The organism is Caballeronia grimmiae (genome assembly GCF_000698555.1).
Classification (GTDB): domain Bacteria; phylum Pseudomonadota; class Gammaproteobacteria; order Burkholderiales; family Burkholderiaceae; genus Caballeronia; species Caballeronia grimmiae.
This window is the reverse complement of the sequence record NZ_JFHE01000007.1, coordinates 116,389-135,373: the sequence shown is the minus strand read 5'-3', so window position 1 is coordinate 135,373 and position 18,985 is coordinate 116,389. Positions and strand designations below refer to the sequence as shown.

16 protein-coding genes are annotated in these 18,985 nt (G+C 64.1%); 7 read left to right on the top strand and 9 right to left on the bottom strand.

Features of this window, described 5'->3' with window-relative positions; all coding sequences use genetic code 11:
- Positions 1-9: 9 nt before the first annotated feature.
- The 3 genes from BG57_RS10875 to BG57_RS10865 are packed head-to-tail and all read right to left on the bottom strand — an operon-like array spanning position 10 to position 4,623.
- Entirely contained in the window at positions 10-606 is a 597-nt protein-coding gene (locus BG57_RS10875; protein ID WP_035962918.1) for a chemotaxis protein CheB, read from the bottom strand.
- A 2-nt stretch (positions 607-608) separates the two neighbouring features.
- On the bottom strand, positions 609-1,445 hold the full coding sequence (locus BG57_RS10870; protein WP_035962916.1) for a CheR family methyltransferase: 837 nt from the start codon (positions 1,443-1,445) through the stop codon (positions 609-611).
- Between the two features lie 28 nt (positions 1,446-1,473).
- Complete coding sequence (locus BG57_RS10865) at positions 1,474-4,623, bottom strand: hybrid sensor histidine kinase/response regulator (protein WP_035962915.1); 3,150 nt, start codon at positions 4,621-4,623, stop codon at positions 1,474-1,476.
- A gap of 168 nt (positions 4,624-4,791) precedes the next feature.
- On the opposite strand from BG57_RS10865, the gene hpnA reads away from it, so the two are divergent.
- From hpnA to BG57_RS10850, 3 genes are all read left to right on the top strand, one after another.
- On the top strand, positions 4,792-5,802 hold the full coding sequence (hpnA, locus tag BG57_RS10860) for a hopanoid-associated sugar epimerase (protein WP_035962913.1): 1,011 nt from the start codon (positions 4,792-4,794) through the stop codon (positions 5,800-5,802).
- A 194-nt stretch (positions 5,803-5,996) separates the two neighbouring features.
- Positions 5,997-8,243, top strand: a complete 2,247-nt coding sequence (locus BG57_RS10855; RefSeq protein WP_035962912.1) for an NADP-dependent isocitrate dehydrogenase — start codon at positions 5,997-5,999, stop codon at positions 8,241-8,243.
- Positions 8,244-8,484: 241 nt separating this feature from the next.
- Positions 8,485-9,066: a hypothetical protein gene (locus BG57_RS10850; protein WP_035962910.1), complete on the top strand. Its 582-nt coding sequence runs from the start codon at positions 8,485-8,487 to the stop codon at positions 9,064-9,066.
- Between the two features lie 15 nt (positions 9,067-9,081).
- Here the strand turns inward: BG57_RS10850 and BG57_RS10845 are convergent, their stop codons facing one another.
- Complete coding sequence (locus BG57_RS10845) at positions 9,082-10,284, bottom strand: glycosyltransferase (RefSeq protein ID WP_035962909.1); 1,203 nt, start codon at positions 10,282-10,284, stop codon at positions 9,082-9,084.
- Between the two features lie 421 nt (positions 10,285-10,705).
- Between BG57_RS10845 and ispH the strand changes: the two genes are divergently transcribed.
- Both ispH and hpnH read left to right on the top strand, forming a co-directional pair.
- Entirely contained in the window at positions 10,706-11,677 is a 972-nt protein-coding gene (gene ispH / locus BG57_RS10840; RefSeq protein WP_035962908.1) for a 4-hydroxy-3-methylbut-2-enyl diphosphate reductase, read from the top strand.
- Positions 11,678-11,691: 14 nt separating this feature from the next.
- Positions 11,692-12,849, top strand: a complete 1,158-nt coding sequence (gene hpnH, locus BG57_RS10835) for an adenosyl-hopene transferase HpnH (RefSeq protein WP_035962906.1) — start codon at positions 11,692-11,694, stop codon at positions 12,847-12,849.
- Between the two features lie 68 nt (positions 12,850-12,917).
- Here hpnH and BG57_RS10830 read toward each other — a convergent pair whose 3' ends face one another.
- From BG57_RS10830 to BG57_RS10815, 4 genes are all read right to left on the bottom strand, one after another.
- The gene (locus BG57_RS10830; protein ID WP_035962905.1) at positions 12,918-13,313 is read right to left on the bottom strand and encodes a type II toxin-antitoxin system VapC family toxin; all 396 of its coding nucleotides are present in this window, start codon (positions 13,311-13,313) and stop codon (positions 12,918-12,920) included.
- Entirely contained in the window at positions 13,310-13,549 is a 240-nt protein-coding gene (locus BG57_RS10825; RefSeq protein ID WP_371875871.1) for a type II toxin-antitoxin system Phd/YefM family antitoxin, read from the bottom strand. Before BG57_RS10825 ends, BG57_RS10830 begins: the two co-directional genes overlap by 4 nt.
- A 124-nt stretch (positions 13,550-13,673) precedes the next feature.
- On the bottom strand, positions 13,674-13,868 hold the full coding sequence (locus tag BG57_RS10820; RefSeq protein WP_035962904.1) for a YbdD/YjiX family protein: 195 nt from the start codon (positions 13,866-13,868) through the stop codon (positions 13,674-13,676).
- Between the two features lie 24 nt (positions 13,869-13,892).
- Complete coding sequence (locus BG57_RS10815) at positions 13,893-15,977, bottom strand: carbon starvation CstA family protein (protein ID WP_035962903.1); 2,085 nt, start codon at positions 15,975-15,977, stop codon at positions 13,893-13,895.
- A 163-nt stretch (positions 15,978-16,140) separates the two neighbouring features.
- Here BG57_RS10815 and BG57_RS10810 point away from each other — a divergent pair, with 163 nt between their 5' ends.
- Positions 16,141-17,568: a cache domain-containing protein gene (locus BG57_RS10810; RefSeq protein WP_035962901.1), complete on the top strand. Its 1,428-nt coding sequence runs from the start codon at positions 16,141-16,143 to the stop codon at positions 17,566-17,568.
- On the top strand, positions 17,558-18,196 hold the full coding sequence (locus BG57_RS10805) for a response regulator (protein ID WP_035962900.1): 639 nt from the start codon (positions 17,558-17,560) through the stop codon (positions 18,194-18,196). Before BG57_RS10810 ends, BG57_RS10805 begins: the two co-directional genes overlap by 11 nt.
- A gap of 22 nt (positions 18,197-18,218) precedes the next feature.
- Here the strand turns inward: BG57_RS10805 and BG57_RS10800 are convergent, their stop codons facing one another.
- The gene (locus BG57_RS10800) at positions 18,219-18,836 is read right to left on the bottom strand and encodes an MlaC/ttg2D family ABC transporter substrate-binding protein (protein WP_035962899.1); all 618 of its coding nucleotides are present in this window, start codon (positions 18,834-18,836) and stop codon (positions 18,219-18,221) included.
- Between the last annotated feature and the right edge of the window lie 149 nt (positions 18,837-18,985).

Sequence of the window (18,985 nt, the reverse complement as noted above, 5' to 3'; positions counted from 1 at the left end):
TCATAGCGTTCATCTCTGCATCCGGCGTGTGCGTGTATGCATGGCGAGGCGCGCCGCCATGTCGTCGAGCGTGAGCACTTCGTTGGCCGCGCCTTGTGCGATCGCCGCCTGCGGCATCGAAGGCGCCGATGCCGTGTCCGGGTCCTGCGCCCAGCATGCGCCGCCCGCATCGCGAATGGCGCGTGCGCCGCGCCCGCCGTCGTCGTTCGCACCCGACAGCACGATGCCGAGCAGCCGCTCGCCGTAGGCATGCGCCGCCGATTCGAACAGCACGTCCACCGAAGGACGCGAGAAGCGCACCGGCGGATCGACGGAAAGCGCAATCGCGGGCGGCGCGCCGTCTTCGGCTTCGACCATCATGTGATAGCCGGGCGGCGCGAAGTAGATCACGCCGGGCGCGATCACGTCCTTGTCGAACGGCTCCTGCACGGGAATGCTGCACCGCTCGGCGAACAGTCCCGGCAACAAGCTCGGCTGCCCCTGCCGCACGTGCACGACGATCAGCACGGGCAGCGCGAATTCACGCGGCAGCGCGGGCAGCAGCAGATTGAGTGCTTCGACGCCGCCCGCCGAAGCGCCGATCACGATGGCGTCGATGGTGCTCATCGCTATACCTTTTGATAGAGCCGCTCGCGCGGGTTGAAGTCCGCGAAGCTATCGGCGTGCTTCGAGAAACGCAGGCTCTCCTTGCTGCCGAGCCCGAGGAAGCCGCGCCTCACGAGCGAATCGCTGAACAGACCGAGCGCACGATCCTGCAGTGCGCGATCGAAATAAATCAGCACATTGCGGCACGACACGAGATGCGCTTCGAGAAACACGCTGTCGGTCGCGAGGCTATGGTCCGCGAACACCACACGCGACTTGAGCGTCTGCGAGAACTTCGCAGCGCCGTAAGCCGCGTGATAGTAGTCGGAAAGCGAACGTTTGCCCCCTGCCGCGAGATAGTTCTGGCTGAAGCCCGCCAGCCGTTCCACCGGATAGATGCCGCTTTCGGCCTGACGCAGCGCTTCGGCGTTGATATCGGTTGCGTAGAACACGGTGCGGTCCGCGATCTTTTCCTCTGCGAACAGCACGGCGAGCGACCACAGTTCCTCGCCGCTGCTGCAGCCCGCGACCCACACCTTGATCGACGGATACGTCTGCAGGATGGGCACCACCTGCTCGCGGATCGCGCGGAAATACGAGGGATCGCGAAACATCTCGCTGACCTGCACCGTCAGGTATTGAAAGAGCCGCGCGAACAGCGCCGGCTCGCGAAGTATGCGCTCCTGCAATTGCGAAAGCGTCGTGCATTCGAGATCGTGCACCGCCTGCGCGAGCCTGCGCCGCAGCGAACTTACCGCGTAATGCCGGAAGTCGTGCTGATACCTCAGATAGATGGCTTCGAGAATCAGCTTCAGTTCGATGTCGAACGTGGCTTCTTCATCGTGCTTGCTGTCGTTCATTGCGTCGGTCGCTGCGTCCGTCGTTGAGTCATCGCTGCCGCAACCATACGCGGCACAAAGAAACGAGCTTATCTACATCGATGGGCTTCGATATGTAATCGTCCGCACCCGCCTCGAGACATTTTTCGCGATCGCTCTGCATCGCCTTTGCGGTCAGGGCGATGATCGGCAGGCGCGCATGTTCCGGCCGCTTGCGAATCTCGGTCATCGCGGTGAGGCCGTCCATCTCGGGCATCATCACGTCCATCAGCACGAGATCGATGTCGTCGTGACGGGCCAGCGCTTCGAGCGCCTCGCGTCCGTTGCGCGCGATTTCGAGTTTCGCGCCGAGCGGCTCGATCACGCGCGACAACGCGAAGATGTTGCGCACGTCGTCTTCCGCGAGCAGGATGGTCCGGCCTTCGAACACGTCGTCGCGCTGACGCGCCGCGCGCAACATGCGCTGCTGTTCCGGCGGCAACGCGCTTTCGACGCTATGAAGGAAAAGCGTCACTTCGTCGAGCAGGCGTTCCGGCGATTTCGCGCCCTTGATGATGATCGACTTCGAGTAACGGCGCAGGCGCTGTTCTTCTTCCTGCGAAATCTGCCGCCCCGTATAGACGATCACCGGCGGCGACGAGAACTCGCTGCTCGTCGATACTTTTTCGAGCAGTTCATAGCCCGAGCCATCGGGCAGCGCCAGGTCCATGACGACGCAATCGAAGTTCGCGCGCTGCAATTCTTCGACGGCCTGCGCGATCGACCCCGCTTCGACGATGCCCACCGTCTCGCTCGCCAGCAGCGCGTGAATGCTCTGGCGCAACACGAGATCGTCCTCGACCACGAGCACGCGCCGCATCCCTTGCGACGACCGCGCTTCGAGCTTGCGGATGGCCTGCGCCAGTTCGTCCCGCGCGCTCGGCTTGAGCGTGTAGCCGATTGCGCCGAGGTGCAGCGCAACGTCGGCGTGATCGGTCGCGGAGACGATATGAATCGGGATGTGGCGCGTGAGCGGATCATGCTTCAGCCATTCGAGCACCGTGAGACCCGACTGATCCGGCAAGCCGACATCGAGCAGAATGCCGTTCGGCTGCAGGGAGCGCGCCAGTTCGACGCCTTGCGTCGCGTTGGCGGCATGCACGCAGTCGAAGTCCAGTTCGTGCGCGAGATCGTAGAGGATGCCCGCAAAGCGCCGATCGTCCTCGATGACGAGAATCACGCGGTCCGGCCGCTGCCGGTTCGCGCGGTCATCGGCGATGCCCAGGTGCTCGGGCTTCGGCGTTAGCAGATCGGGCTGCGATGGCGGCGGCACGGGCGCGGAAATGGGCGCGGGCGGCGGCGGCTTCACCGCGGCGGGTTCCGGCTCGCTCATGTGGCCGATCGTATCCAGCTTCGCGGTCACGGTGCCTTCCCGCGCGGCGATCGGCAGCGTCACCGAAAAAATGCTGCCACGGCCCACTTCGCTCGATACGCCGACCGAGCCGCCCAAAAGACGCGTGAACTCGCGCGAAATCGACAGTCCCAGACCGCTGCCGCCGTATTTGCGGCTCGTCGTGCCGTCGGCCTGCTGGAACGCCCGGAAGATCAGATCCTGCTTGTCGCGCGGAATGCCGATGCCCGTATCGCGCACCTCGAAGCGCACCGCGTCGTCGCCGGCGCGCCCTACCGCGACCGTCACGCTGCCGCGCTCGGTGAACTTGAACGCGTTCGCGAGCAGATTGCGCAACACCTGCAAGAGCCGCTGGCTGTCGGTCACGAAGTACTGCGGGACGTCGTCGGCCACTTCCGTGATGAACGACAGGCCCTTCGTCTCCGCGACCGGCGTGAACGATTGCCGCAGCGCCCGCAGCAGCGATTCGACGGCGGCCGGGGCGAACTGCACGTCCATCTGGCCGGCTTCCACCTTCGACAGATCGAGGATGTCGTTGATGAGCGAAAGCAGATCGCTGTTGGACGAATGAATCGTCGCGGCGTAGCGCACCTGTTCTTCGGTGAGATTGCCCTGCCGGTTGTCCTCCAGCAGCTTCGCGAGGATCAGCGAGCTATTGAGCGGCGTGCGCAACTCGTGCGACATGTTCGCGAGGAACTCCGACTTGTACTGGCTCGCGCGCTCCATTTCGAGCGCATTCGCGGTCAGTTCCTGCTGCGCCTGCAGCAGTTCGGTCTTCTGGCGCTCGAGATGCTGCGCATGTTCTTCGAGCTGCACGTTGGTCTGTTCGAGTTCCGCCTGCTGCTGCTCGAGCCGCGCCTGCGAATCCTGCAGCGCCCGGCCGCGCTCTTCCAGTTCCTCGTTCGAGACGCGCAGTTCTTCCTGCTGCACCTGAAGCTCTTCGCTTTGCCGCTGCGTTTCTTCGAGCAATTCGACGAGCCGCGTGCGATACCGCGCCGATCGCATGGCCATGCCCATCGCTTCGGACGCCATCTCGAGCAGCGTGCGGGCATCGTCGAAACGCCCTTCGTTGCCGACGAAACCGATTTCAAGCGCGCCCGCGACGTCGCCATCGGCGAAAAGCGGCGCAATGACCACGCGCGATGCCGCCGCCGAGCCGAGCGCCGAGCCGGCCTTGAGATAATGCGCGGAGGCGTCGCCGACTGCGAGCAGGCGCTTGTCCTGCACGGCCTGGCCGACGAGCCCTTCGCCCAGCGCGATCCGGCGGGGCGCGCCGTCCTCGTCGGGAAGCGCCCAGGCCGCGATGCGCTGGAGCGAGTCGCCTTCGAGCAAATAAACGACGCCGACCTTCGCGTCCACATACGGGATTATCGAACGCAGGATGCTGACGCCGATCGAAGCGGGAGACTGCTCTCCGCGCAACTGCAGGCCCATCTGCATGGTGCCCTGCTGGAGCCAGGCGGTGCGTTGTATGGCAAGCCGCGATTTGATATACAGATGCGCCACCACGGCCAGCACGAGCAGCACGAAGATGCCCATCGCGCGATTGATCTGGAGCACTTCGTGCGAGGTGGGCGCGTCGCCGGTGGCGAACATGTAGCCGAGAATCATCAGCACGGACGCGACGCCTGCCGTGACGAGCGGCACGGCGGGCCGGTCCACCCACATGCAGAGCACGACGGGCAGCACATAGAACACCCAGATCGCGGAGCGCATCGGCGTGAGAACGTCGACGGCGAACACGGCCGCGAGCGAAAGCGTAATGGCGATATAGATCCACAGAGCGTGGTTGCGATTGTCTTGAGGCATCGTTGACCGGTAGTAACGTTTTTCGGGGCCGCGCGCCCCGCAGCAGGCACGGACCTTAGCACGAGCCGCAACGCCTTGTCACATGGGCTTGAGCGGGCGATTAAAACGGCGATTGTCGCGCGGAACTAGTTCCGAAAGCCGCGCGTCACGCGCATCGAAGAGGTAACAATGACTGATTTTTCCGGCTCACGCGTGCTCGTCACCGGCGCTTCTGGCTTCGTCGGCTCCGCGGTTGCGCGGCTCGCCATCGAACGCGGTTTCGACGTGCGCGTGCTGGTGCGCGCGACGAGTCCGCGCAAGAACGTGGAATCGCTCGATGCGGAAATCGTCGTCGGCGACATGCGCGACGAAGCGTCGATGCGCGCGGCGCTTCAAGGCGTGCGCTATCTGTTCCACGTCGCCGCCGACTATCGCATCTGGGCGCCCGATCCGAGCGAAATCGAGCGCGCGAACCTGCAAGGCACGGAAGCCACGATGCGCGCGGCGCTCGCGGCGGGCGTCGAGCGGATCGTCTACACGAGCAGCGTGGCGACGCTCAAGGTGACGAGCTCGGGCGCGATCGTCGACGAGACGAAGCCGTCGAATGCCGCGAGCACGATCGGCGCGTATAAGCGCAGCAAGGTGCTGGCCGAGCGCGCGGTCGAGCGCATCGTGGCGAACGATGGCCTGCCGGCCGTGATCGTCAATCCGTCGACGCCGATCGGTCCGCGCGACGTGCGGCCGACGCCGACCGGGCGCATCATCGTGGAAGCGGCGACGGGCAAGATTCCCGCGTTCGTGGATACGGGCCTCAACCTCGTGCATGTCGACGATGTCGCGCATGGCCACTTGCTCGCGCTGGAGCGCGGCGTCATCGGCGAGCGATACATTCTCGGCGGCGAGAACCTGCCCTTGCAGCAAATGCTCGCGGATATCGCGGGCTTCGTGGGCCGCAAGCCGCCGACGATCCGCCTCCCGCGCGGGCCGCTCTATCCGCTCGCGATCGGCGCGGAACTGTATGCGAAGGTCAGCGGCAAGGAGCCGTTCGTCACCGTCGACGGGCTGAAGATGTCGAAGAACAAGATGTACTTCACGTCGGCGAAGGCGGAGCGCGAACTGGGGTATCGGGCGAGGCCGTATCGGGAAGGCTTGCGGGATGCGCTGGAGTGGTTTCGGGCGAACGGGTATTTGGGGGCATGAAAAGGCCAACTCTTCTATAAGACCTAAAAAATATTAAGTCACTGATCCGTAAGGAAAAAGCACCGTTTTCCACCCGACGCCGCACGTCCTTTCACACGCTTGGCGCCTGAAATAAGGCAAAATAGCGGATTGATGCCGGGGTGTAGCCGACCGGCGGTTTTCTTTCAACCCGTTTCTGGATGTCGAGACTAGCGATGAGTAACCAGCAACCCACCATCATCTACACCCTGACCGACGAAGCTCCGCTGCTCGCCACCAGCGCCTTTCTGCCGATCATCCGCACCTTCACGACGCAGGCCGGCGTCAACGTCGCGACCAGCGACATCTCGCTCGCAGGCCGCATCCTCGGCGAATTTCCCGAGTTTCTGAGCGAAGAGCAGCGCGTTCCGGACAACCTCGCCGAACTCGGCCGCCTCACGCAATTGCCCGACACCAACATCATCAAGCTGCCGAACATCAGCGCGTCGGTGCCGCAGCTCGTCGCCGCCATCAAGGAACTGCAGGGCAAGGGCTACAAGGTGCCCAACTATCCTGAAGAGCCGAAGAACGACGAAGAAAAGAGCATCGCCCAGCGCTACTCGAAGTGCCTGGGCAGCGCGGTGAATCCGGTTCTGCGCGAAGGCAATTCGGACCGCCGCGCGCCGCTCGCCGTCAAGAACTACGCGAAGAAGCATCCGCACAGCATGGGCGAATGGAGCATGGCTTCGCGCACGCACGTGGCGCACATGAAGCATGGCGACTTCTACCACGGTGAAAAGTCCATCACGAACGACCGCGCGCGCGAAGTGCGCATGGAACTCGTCACGAAGAGCGGCGAGACCATCGTGCTGAAGCCGAAGGTCAAGCTGCAGGACGGCGAAATCGTCGACAGCATGTTCATGAGCAAGAAGGCGCTCGTCGCGTTCTACGAAGACCAGATGGAAGACGCGCGCAAGACCGGCGTGATGCTGTCGCTGCACGTGAAGGCGACCATGATGAAGGTGTCGCACCCCATCGTGTTCGGCCACGCCGTCAAGGTGTTCTACAAGGAAGCGTTCGCCAAGCACGCGAAGCTCTTCGAAGAACTCGGCGTGAACGTGAACAACGGCCTCGTCGATCTGTACTCGAAGATCGAAGCGCTGCCGGATTCCCAGCGCGATGAAGTCATCCGCGACATGCACGCGTGCCACGAACATCGCCCGGCGCTGGCGATGGTGGATTCCGCCAAGGGCATCTCGAACCTGCACGCACCGAACGACGTCATCGTCGATGCCTCCATGCCCGCGATGATCCGCGCCGGCGGCAAGATGTGGGGCGCCGATGGCCGCCCGCAAGACACGAAGTGCCTGATTCCGGAAAGCACGTTTGCGCGCATCTATCAGGAAATCATCAACTTCTGCAAGACCAACGGCGCATTCGATCCGCGCACCATGGGCACGGTGCCGAACGTCGGCCTGATGGCGCAGAAGGCCGAAGAATACGGCTCGCACGACAAGACCTTCGAGATTCCGCAGGACGGCACGGCGCGCATCGTCGACAACGCGACGAACGAAGTCATCGAATCGCTCACGCAGCAAGTGGAGCAAGGCGACATCTGGCGCATGTGCCTCGTGAAAGACGCGCCGATCCGCGACTGGGTCAAGCTCGCGGTCACGCGCGTGCGCAATTCGGGCATGCCGGCGGTGTTCTGGCTCGACCCGTATCGTCCGCACGAGAACGAGCTCATCAAGAAGGTCGAAACGTACCTGAAGGATCACGACACCGAAGGGCTCGACATCCAGATCATGTCGCAAGTCCGCGCAATGCGTTACACGCTCGAACGCGTGATTCGCGGCCTCGACACCATCTCGGTCACCGGCAACATTCTGCGCGACTACCTGACCGACCTGTTCCCCATCATGGAACTCGGCACGAGCGCGAAGATGCTGTCCATCGTTCCGCTGATGGCGGGCGGCGGCCTGTACGAAACCGGCGCGGGCGGCTCGGCGCCGAAGCACGTGCAGCAGCTCGTGCAGGAAAACCACCTGCGCTGGGACTCGCTCGGCGAATTCCTCGCGCTGGCGGTATCGCTGGAAGAACTCGGCATCAAGAGCAACAACGCGAAAGCCCAGCTCGTCGCGAAGGCGCTCGATGCCGCCACCGGCAAGCTGCTCGACAACAACAAGGGCCCGTCGCCGAAGGCTGGCCAGCTCGATAACCGCGGCAGCCAGTTCTATCTCGCGATGTACTGGGCGCAGGAACTCGCGGGTCAGTCGGAAGACCGCGAAATCGCTGAGTTCTTCGCGCCGCTCGCGAAGGGCCTTGCCGAGAACGAGCAGAAGATCGTCGAGGAACTGACCGTCGTGCAGGGCAGCGAAGCGGACATCGGCGGCTACTACAAGCCGGAAGATGCGAAGCTCGAAGCGGTCATGCGTCCGAGCAAGACGTTCAACGCCGTTCTGTCGCAAGCGCAGGCGAAGTAACGCTGTATCGGCGCGGGCCGTCCGGCTCGCGCTTTCCGCGCGGCGTCGTTCCATTCGTTTGGTTGGTCTGGATCGGCGCCGCCGCGCTTTCCCCTCCTCGTTGTTCCGGCAGTACGCAGACGCATTCGCGTCGTCTGCATCGCGTTTCGCATGCATTTGGTTACAACGTGTGCCGGCTCGCGCGCAAGCGAGCGGTTAAAATCGTTGCCTCCGCTGCCAGCTTCGCAAGACATACACACGCATGAACCTACATGACCAGCTCGGCGCGCTGGAGTCGAGCCTCGATGCGCTCCTCCGGGCCGCCGCCCATCCCGCTGCCGTTGCGCCTGCTGTCGTATCAACCGACGAAACCGCGAACGATGCCCCGGCGCCGCTGCCCTTTCACGCCCACGATGGCGAGCAGGTCGGCGTTCCGGCCGAGCCCCGGGCGCTGAATACAGCGAACGACGCCGAAGCAGTGGCAATGGCAGAGCCAGCGGCGGAGGCGCAGCCCGGCACGCCGCCCACGCTCACCGTGTCGCGGCCCGACCGCGATGCGATTCAGATGAGCATCGGCGGCCAGTCCGTGTTGTTGAATCCGGAGGGCGTGTCGGAACTGATTCAGGAGTTGTCGAACGTGCGGGCGTCGATGTCGGAGGAGCAGCCGATGGGCGTCGCGCCCGGCTGGCGCTTCGCAGCGACGAAGAATCCGGTGATGGCGGTGCAAAAGCAGGCCAATGGCGACCGCCTGCTTCTGATGCGTCACACGGGTCACGGCTGGGTGCCGTTCACCTTCTCGCCGGATATGGTCGTCGAGTTATATGCGATGCTGACCAAGCGCTGAGCCGGCGCGCATCGTTCACGGATTTTCCTGCGTCGGCGCCTGAACGCGCGCCTTCCACTGCCCGCCCTTGCCGCTCCAGTAACGCACAGCCGAGCCAATCGTCGCCGATACGTAGAACAGCGCGACGAGCGGCAGCAGCGGCGCCCACAGCAACGATCGCCGGTAGTAGCGCAGCATCGGTCCATAGGCGATGCACATCATCGCCCACGCCGCGCAGGCGGGCCACGCGCGCGCGCCCCACGCCAGCGACAGCACCGGCGGCGCGAGATAGATCACCCCCATCCCGAGCACCGTGCCCGCCAGCAGCAGCGGCGAATAGCGCAACTGCGTGAACGCCGTGCGGGCGATCATGTTCCAGATTTCGCGCCAGTCGTCATAAGGACGCAGCGATTCGCTGCTCTGCGCGAGATCGAGACGGATCGGGCGCGCATCGGCCTTGCCCGCGCGATGCTTGATGCGCTGCGCGAGACTGCAATCGTCGATCAGTTCGCGGCGGATCGATTCGATACCGCCCGCCTCCACGAGCGCCGAACGGCGCACGAGCATGCAGCCCCCTGCCGCGCCCGCCGTCGTTTTTCGGGTGTCGTTGACCCACGCGAACGGATACAGCTTCGCGAAGAAGAAAACAAACGCGGGAATCAGCGCCTTTTCCCACAGCGAATCGCAACGCAGGCGGACCATCAGCGAGACGAGATCGCGATCTTCCAGAATCGTGCGCGCGACGAGTTGCGTGGCGGCATCGGCCGGATGGTAGATGTCGGCGTCGGTGAGCAGCAGGAACTCGGCGGGCAAGCCGAGCTTGTCGATTGCCTCGATGCCCTGCGACTGCGCCCACACCTTGCCCGACCATCCGGGCGGCAGCGGCTTGCCGGTCAGCACGGTCAGGCGGTCTTCCAGGCCCAGATCGCGGGCGGCGCCGAACGCGGCGGCGGCGGTGCCGTCGGTGCTGTGATCGTCGACGACGATCACGTGGAACGCGCCCGCATAGTCCTGTTTGAGCAGCGAGCCGACCGCGCGGCCGATGACATCCGCCTCGTTGCGCGCCGGCACGACGGCGACCAGCGCGGGCCACGCGCCGCGTCGCGCGATCTCGGCGTTGCCGACCGCGTGAACGGTCGACGGCGACAACGCGGGCGCGGGCTGCGCGCGCCAGAAGCCGCCGCGAGCGAAGAGCAGCACGATCCAGATGAGGAGGGACAACCAGGCGATCAGTAGCATGGACAGACTTGGGCGGCGAGTTGCGACGGTTGCGACGAGTGAGGGCGACAAGCCCGGCGGCATCGCGCGGGCGAATGCAATTGCATGAACGGGCGATGCGCTTCGCGCACCGTCGTTCGGAAAGAAAGCGGATGAAGCAGCATGCGCGGCTTCCGGGCGTCCGCTAGTGTAATGACTTCCGCCGATCGCCGTATTTCACTCGGGCTACAACGTCTTGCAAAGGCGCGCGGCTGCAAGCGTTAAAAAAGGGAACGCGTTAGAATACGCGGTCAACTTCGGCGAGCAGACAAACTTACCGGACGTTAGATTCCGGTTGCTTTCCGGGCCGTCACGCGCGGGTTGCGTGAAGCGTCCCGATAGCGAAAGCACAAGCGGCCCGCCCGATTACCCGAAACCCGCGCCAGTCGGAGTTCGTTCGAATATGCGTATCATCCTTGCTCAACCCCGCGGCTTTTGTGCGGGCGTGGTCCGTGCGATCGAAATCGTCGATCGGGCGCTCGAACGGCACGGCGCGCCCGTGTACGTGCGTCACGAGATCGTACATAACAGGCACGTCGTCGATAACCTGCGAGGCAAGGGCGCGCGTTTCGTCGAGGAACTCGACGAAGTGCCGCACGGCGCGGTCGCAATTTTCAGCGCGCACGGCGTCGCGCAAAGCGTCGAACACGATGCCGACGCGCGCGGCCTCGACGTGCTCGACGCCACCTGCCCGCTCGTCACCAAGGTGCACGTGCAGGGGCGGCAATACGTGTCGCAGGGCCGCACGCTGATTCTGATCGGCCATGCGGGACATCCCGAAGTGGAAGGCACGATCGGCCAGATTCCGGCCAAGGTCGTGCTCGTACAGAGCGAAGCCGAAGTGCAAGACATGGCGCTGCCCGCCGATACCCCCGTCGCCTACGTCACGCAGACGACGCTTTCCGTGGACGACACGCGCGGCATCATCGATGCCCTGCAGCGCCGCTTCACCGATATCGTCGGCCCCGACACGCGGGACATCTGCTACGCCACGCAGAACCGGCAAGCCGCTGTGCGCGAGCTGTCCACGCAAGTGGACGTGCTGCTCGTGGTCGGCGCCACCAACAGTTCCAATTCGAACCGCCTGCGCGAAATCGGCGCCGAGAGCGGCGTGCCGAGCTATCTCGTCGCGGACGGTTCCGAGATCAAGGCCGAATGGTTTGCGCATGCGCAGACGGTCGGTATCACGGCCGGCGCTTCGGCGCCTGAAGAAATGGTCGAACATGTGATCCAAGCCCTGCGCGCGATCGGCCACGTCGAAGTTACGACGATGAACGGCCGCGAGGAAAAGGTCGAATTCAAACTCCCCGCGAAGCTATTGCAGCCGCTTGCCGCATTGTCGGCAACGACGGCGACGGCGATTCGCGAAGAATAAAGGAGAGGACGTCAGTGTCTATTCCGATGCTTCAAAAGGCCCGCGTAGGCGCCTATATCTTCAAGCAGCACCTGACGCGCAACAAGCGCTATCCGCTCGCGCTGATGCTCGAGCCGCTGTTCCGCTGCAACCTGGCGTGTAATGGCTGCGGCAAGATCGACTATCCGGACCCGATCCTGAACCAGCGGCTGTCGCTCGAAGAATGCCTCGGCGCGGTCGACGAGTGCGGCGCGCCGGTGGTGTCGATCGCCGGTGGCGAGCCGTTGCTGCACAAGGAAATGCCGCAGATCGTGAAGGGCATCATCGAGCGCAAGAAGTTCGTGTATCTCTGCACGAACGCGCTGCTGATGGAAAAGAAGATGGACGACTATCAGCCGAGTCCGTACTTCGTCTGGTCCGTCCACCTCGACGGCGATCAGGCGATGCACGACCATTCCGTGTCACAGGACGGCGTGTACGACAAGGCGACGAAAGCGATTCGCGAGGCGAAGCGCCGCGGGTTCCGCGTGAACATCAACTGCACGCTGTTCAACGATGCGAACCCGGAGCGCGTCGCGAAGTTCTTCGATACGCTCGGTCCGATGGGCGTGGATGGCATCACCGTGTCGCCGGGCTACGCTTACGAGCGCGCGCCGGATCAGCAACACTTCCTGAACCGCGACAAGACGAAGACGCTGTTCCGCGAAATTTTCAAGCGCGGCAACAACGGCAAGAACTGGTCGTTCAGCCAGTCGGCCATGTTCCTCGACTTCCTGGCGGGCAACCAGACGTATCAATGCACGCCGTGGGGCAACCCGGCGCGCACCGTGTTCGGCTGGCAGCGTCCCTGCTATCTGCTCGGCGAAGGCTACGCGAAGACCTTCACGGAGCTGATGGAAACCACCGACTGGGACAAGTACGGCACCGGTAACTACGAGAAGTGCGCGGACTGCATGGTGCATAGCGGCTTCGAGGCGACCGCGGTGATGGACACCGTCGCGCATCCGCTGAAGGCGCTGGGTGTATCGCTGCGCGGGCCGCGCACCGAAGGCGCGTACGCGAAGGAACTGCCGATCGACAAGCAACGCCCGGCTGAGTACGTGTTCTCGAAGCACGTCGAGATCAAGCTGGAGGAGATCGGCCGCGCGCAGAAGAACGGCAAGGGTGCGAAGCAGGCGGCGGCTGCGCATTGAGGCTTGCTTCGGTTTAGAGATGGGCGAAGGGCGGATGGCTTGCGAGGCATCCGCCTTTTTACTGGCGGCTACCAGATCGTCTTGATGTGCTCATAACTTCGAATCTGCTCGTCCTTCGTCACCAGCGAAGCCGATAACGAGCGCGCCGTTGCGACGATCATCCGGTCCGCCGGGTCCTGATGGAAGTTGCCAGGAAGATCAGCCGATGCCAGGGCGATGTGACGATCGATGGGCGCGAACTGCACGCCTTCGATCCTGCTCACCTTATCCAGCCAGCGGCCGACATCCGTGGCCAGACGGAGACGTCCCTTCTTGATGAGCAGCATGATTTCCCACGCTGTCATCGTCGAGACGACGATTTCGCCGTGCTCCTTCGCTTCCCGGTCAATCGCGGCTCGCGCCGGCTTGCTCAGTCCTTTTCCTCCGATCCACCACACGAGCGCGTGCGTATCCAGCACGATCATGGAAGCAGCTCCCAATCCTCCAGCGCGACCGGTGCGAGAGGATCCTCGTAAAACAGCACGCTCCCACGCAGTTCCTCCAGCGGTGTCAGCGCCGTATTCTCGTACCGCCGAATCTCAAGCACCGGTTTTCCATGGTCCGTCACGATCATATGTTCTCCTGTCGATTCCACGAGCCGGAAGAATTCGAGCGCTTTGGCCTTGAACTCCGATTTCGAAACTCGCTTGACAGCCATGATAACGCTCCTAGTCATGAGCAACTAGTCATTTTACCCTCGTCCGGATGGGCTAGGCCAAACGCAAAAAAAAAAAGCGCGCCGGCTCATCACCGACGCGCTTCTTAGAATTGCCAGGCACCTTAGATCAACAACACTTCCCCGCCCCCGACCCATACCGCGCTTCCTGACGCTCGCGGAAGAACTCCGCATACGTCATCACCGGCTGATCCGGATGCGTGTTCTGCATATGCGTGACGTACGCGTCGTAGTCGGGCATGCCGACCATCAGGCGCATGGCCTGGCCCAAGTATCGTCCCGCTTGCCGAAGATCGCTGAACATTGCCGCCTCCTGTGCCTCGCAGTATCAGTGGCCCGAGCGCACGGCCGCCGCGCCACCCGTCGGCATCGGCTCGAACGGGGTCTCGCGCACCGTCGGACGCGCCTCGCGACGCGCACGGAGCACCGACAACACACCATACACCGCAATGCTCAGCACCACGAAGATGAACAGCCCGGCGAGCGCCGCATCGATGTAGTCGTTCACGATGATGCGCTGCATCTCCGCCAGCGACTTCGCCGGCGCCATCACCTTGCCCGCGTCGGCGGCATCGCGCAGCTTTGCCGCATGCGCGAGGAAGCCGACCTTCGGATTTGCATCGAAAATCTTCTGCCAGCCGGCCGTCAGCGTGCAGATCAGCAGCCACACCGTCGGCACGACCGTGACCCACGCGAAACGCTCGCGCTTCATCTTGAACAGCACCACGGTTCCGAGCATGAGCGCGATACCCGCGAGCATCTGGTTCGAGATGCCGAAGAGCGGCCACAGCGTGTTGATGCCGCCGAACGGATCGACCACGCCCTGATACAGGAAGTAGCCCCAGGCCGCGACGCACAGCCCGGTTGCGATGAGATTCGCCGGCAGCGACTCCGTGCGGCGCAACGCCGGATGGAACGTGCCCAGCAAATCCTGCAGCATGAAGCGGCCGGCGCGCGTGCCTGCATCGACGGCGGTCAGGATGAACAGCGCCTCGAAGAGAATCGCGAAGTGATACCAGAAAGCCATCATCGCCGGGCCGCCGATCACCTGATGGAGAATCTGCGCCATGCCGACCGCCAGCGTCGGCGCACCGCCCGCACGCGCGACGATGGTCGTCTCGCCGACCGCCTTCGCCGTCGACGTCAGCATGTCGGGCGTGAGCGCGAAGCCCCACGAAGTGACCGTCTGCGCGACCGCTTCAGGCGTCGTGCCAAGCACCGCTGCCGGGCTGTTCATCGCGAAGTAGACGCCCGGCTCGATCACGCATGCCGCGACCAGCGCCATGATCGCGACGAACGATTCCATCAGCATCGCGCCATAGCCGATCAGGCGCATGTTGACTTCGTTGTCGATCATCTTCGGCGTCGTGCCCGACGAAATCAGCGCGTGGAAGCCCGACACCGCGCCGCACGCGATCGTGATGAAAAGGAACGGGAACAGGTTGCCCGCCCAGACAGGGCCGCTGCCATCGACGAACTTCGTCAGCGCAGGCATCTTCAGTTCCGGCGCAACGATCAGAATGCCGATCGCGAGGCCGAGAATCGTGCCGATCTTGAGGAACGTCGAGAGATAGTCGCGCGGCGCGAGCAGCAGCCACACCGGCAGCACCGACGCCACGAAGCCGTAGCCGATCAGAATCCACGTAAGCTGCACGCCCGTGAACGTGAAGAGCGGCGCGAGCGTGGCCGATTCGGCGACATGCTGGCCGTAGACGATCGCCAGCATCAGCCCGACGAAGCCGATGATCGACACTTCGCCGATGCGCCCCGGCCGCAGGAAGCGCGTGTAGACGCCCATGAAGATCGCGATCGGGATGGTCGCCGCCACGGTGAACGTGCCCCACGGCGAGCCCGTCAGCGCCTTGACGACGATCAGCGCCAGCACCGCGAGAATGATCACCATGATGAGGAACGCGCCGAACAGCGCGATCACGCCGGGCACCGTGCCCAGTTCCATCTTGATGAGATCGCCGAGCGAGCGGCCGTCGCGGCGCGTCGAGATGAACAGGATGATGAAATCCTGCACCGCGCCCGCGAACACCACGCCCGCGAGAATCCACAGCATGCCGGGCGTGTAGCCCATTTGCGCGGCCAGCACGGGCCCGACGAGCGGACCTGCGCCAGCAATCGCCGCGAAATGGTGGCCGAACAGCACGTATTTGTTGGTCGGGACGTAGTCAAGGCCGTCGTTGTGACGCACCGCGGGCGTCATGCGCAAGCCGTCGAGTTTGAGGACGGTGCCCGCAATGAAGCGCGAGTAGAAACGATACGCGATGAGATAAACGCAGACCGCCGCGATGACGATCCATAGTGCGCTGATTCGCTCGCCGTGCGCGAGCGCGATGGTGCCGAATGCGAACGCGCCCAGCAGCGCGAGCGCGATCCAGACCAGGAATCCGGAAGCCCGATTCATGGTGTCTCCTGTCTTTTAGTTGCCCTTCGATGTCCGCGCGCGCGGCATGAGCCGTCGGACGCTTCGGGCGTGTAGTATTCGCCTTCGTCCGGGCGCTTACAACCGGACAACTACGTATGCCGCCTACGTAAGATTACGTAGAAGCACCCAGCGTTCCAGCTTCATGAACCTCAAAGCGAAGATTTTTCTGCTGGCGATCGTGCCGTTCGTGGTGGCGATCGGCGGCATCGAGTATGGCGTGCGTCATCAGGCGACGACGCTTGCGCACGCGCAGCGCGCGACGCTGCAGTCCGCTTACATGTCGAGCAAGGAAATCGAGCTTCGGCACTATGTCGAACTTGCGCGCAGCGCCATCGCGCCTTACTACGACGCCCCCGCCGCCAGCTCGCTCACCGACGAAGAACGCCGCCGTCTCGCGCTCGACGCGCTGCATCGGCTGGATTTCGGGCCGGACGGCTACTTTTTCGTCTACACGATGCAGGGCACCTCGCTGATGCACCCGCGCCAGCCCGATCTCGTCGGCCGCGATCTGTGGACGATGCGCGATCCGTCCGGCGCGCTCACCATCCAGACGCTGATCCGCGAGGCGTCGAAGGGCGGCGGCTACGTGCGTTACGTGTGGCGGCGGCCGTCCACCGGACAGCTTGCGCCGAAGCTCGGCTACGTCGTGCCGCTCGAACGCTGGGGCTGGATGATCGGCACCGGCATTTATCTGGAGGACGTGGAAGCGACGCTCGGGCGGATCGATGCGCAGGCGGCCGCGAACATCGACCGGACGGTCATGTGGATCGGCGGCATCGCGCTGGCGGCGCTTGGGGCGATCGCGCTGTGCGGCGCGGTGCTGAACATCAGCGAGCATCGCAGCGCGGACGCGAAGCTCAAGCGCCTCGCGCGGCGCGTGGTGGAGTCGCAAGAGCAGGAACGCGCGAGGCTGTCGCGCGAACTGCATGACGGCATCAGCCAGATGCTCGTTTCCGTGAAACTGCTGCTCGAATCAGCGCTGACGCGCTTCGAACGGGGACAGGCGCGCGAACCGGCTGCGGAGGCCGCGCTCGCTACCGGGCTCGGGCGGCTGTCAGGCACGCTGCGCGAAGTGCGCCGCATCTCGCACGCGCTGCGCCCCGCGATGCTCGACGACCTCGGCCTCGCTGCCGCGCTGGAACAGCTCGCCCGCGAACTCGACGGGCAGGACGGCATCGAAGTGCGCTTCGAATCGACGACGCGCGGCAAAACCAGCCTCGCGCCGCGCCCGGCGCTGCCCGATCCGGTCAATACGGTGCTGTTTCGCATCGCGCAGGAAGCGCTGACTAACATCGCGCGTCACGCGCATGCGACCCGCGCGAGCGTCGCGCTCGATATCGCGCCGAACGCGGTACGCCTCGTCGTCAGCGACAACGGACGCGGCTTCGACGCCGAACCCGCACTCTACGGCCCGGCGAGCGGCCTCGGCCTGCGCAACATGCGCGAGCGGCTGGACGCGCTCGGCGGCACGCTCGCCATCCAGTCGCAACTCGGCCGCACGGCGATCGCGGCGACCGTTCCGCTGCCGCTCGCCGCCTCCATCCTGTCAGGACTTTCCGATGAACTCTGAACCCGCCCGTATCGTCATCGTCGATGATCATCCGCTCGTGCGCGACGGTCTGCGCGCACGGCTCGAAGCTGTATCGCACGTTGTTGTGACCGGCGAAGCGGGCAACGGCGACGAGGCGCTCGCGCTCGCCGCCGACGAGGCCAGCCGGCCCGACCTCGTTCTGATGGACGTCGGGATGGCGGGCATGAGCGGGATCGAACTGGCCGCGTGCTTTCACGAACGCTTTCCGGCGATCCGCGTGCTGATGCTGTCGATGCACGACAACGTCGAATACGTGACGCAGGCAGTGCGGGCCGGCGCGAGCGGCTATGTGCTGAAGGATTCGCCCGCCGCTGAAATCATTCAGGCCATCGACGCCGTGCTCGCGGGCAAGACGTTCTTTTCGGCCGGGCTCGCGGCGCGCATGATTCAGGCTCAGGCGATGCAAACGCCGCTCGACCGCCTGACGCCCCGCGAATGCGAAGTGCTCGATGCGCTCGCGCAGGGCTTGTCGAGCAAGCAGATCGCACAGCAGCACGGGTTATCGGTGCGTACGGTGGAGACGCATCGGCTGAACCTGAAGCGCAAGCTGTCGATCGACGGCCAGGCCGAACTCATCAAGTACGCGGTCGAGCACCGGCGCACCTGACGAACCTGACGCGCGGCATACATCACCCCGCCGAACGGGCATTGTGCTCCGACAGATACTTGATCAGCCCGTCCACGCCGCCCTTCTGAAGCTGGCCGGCGAACTGCTGCTGGTAGACCTGGATGAGCCACGCGCCCATCATGTCGATGTCGTAGATTTTCCAGCCCTGCGCGGTCTTGCCCAAGCGATACCGCACGGGATTGTCGCCGCCCGTTGAAACGACATGCGATTCGACGACCGCGTCTTTCGCGCCGGCGTCGATGGTCGGGGGATCGAAGCGGAACTTCACGTCCTGATCGCGCAACTGGGCAAGCGAGGCCGCGTAAGTCCTGACGAGCAGCGTCTGGAACTGGTCGTAAAGCTGTTTTTGCTGTTCGGGCGTGGCGGTGGCCCACGCCTTGCCCAATGCGATGCGCGTGGTGCGCTGGAAGTCCGTGGCGGGCAGAAAGCGCGTTTCCACGAGCTGGGTGATCTTCGCCATGTCGCCGCCGCGCGCTCGCGGGTCGGCCTTCATTGCGTTGACGGTGCCTTCGACGGCGCTTTTCACGACGGCGTCAGGGTTCGATTGTGCAACCGCCGCGTTCGAAAACGACAGGACAGCGACGAGAAAAGCGAAGCAGACAGACAGATAGCGTTTCATGGCACCGTTCTCTAATTTCAGTGTGTGTTGGCGCGGATTTCCGAGGGCGTCGAGCCAGTATATCGACACACCGGCAGGCCGACAGTTCACCGCCGCCCCGACCAGTATACTTGCGCGGCATCAATCGTCGTCGTTGGACTCGCGGTTCG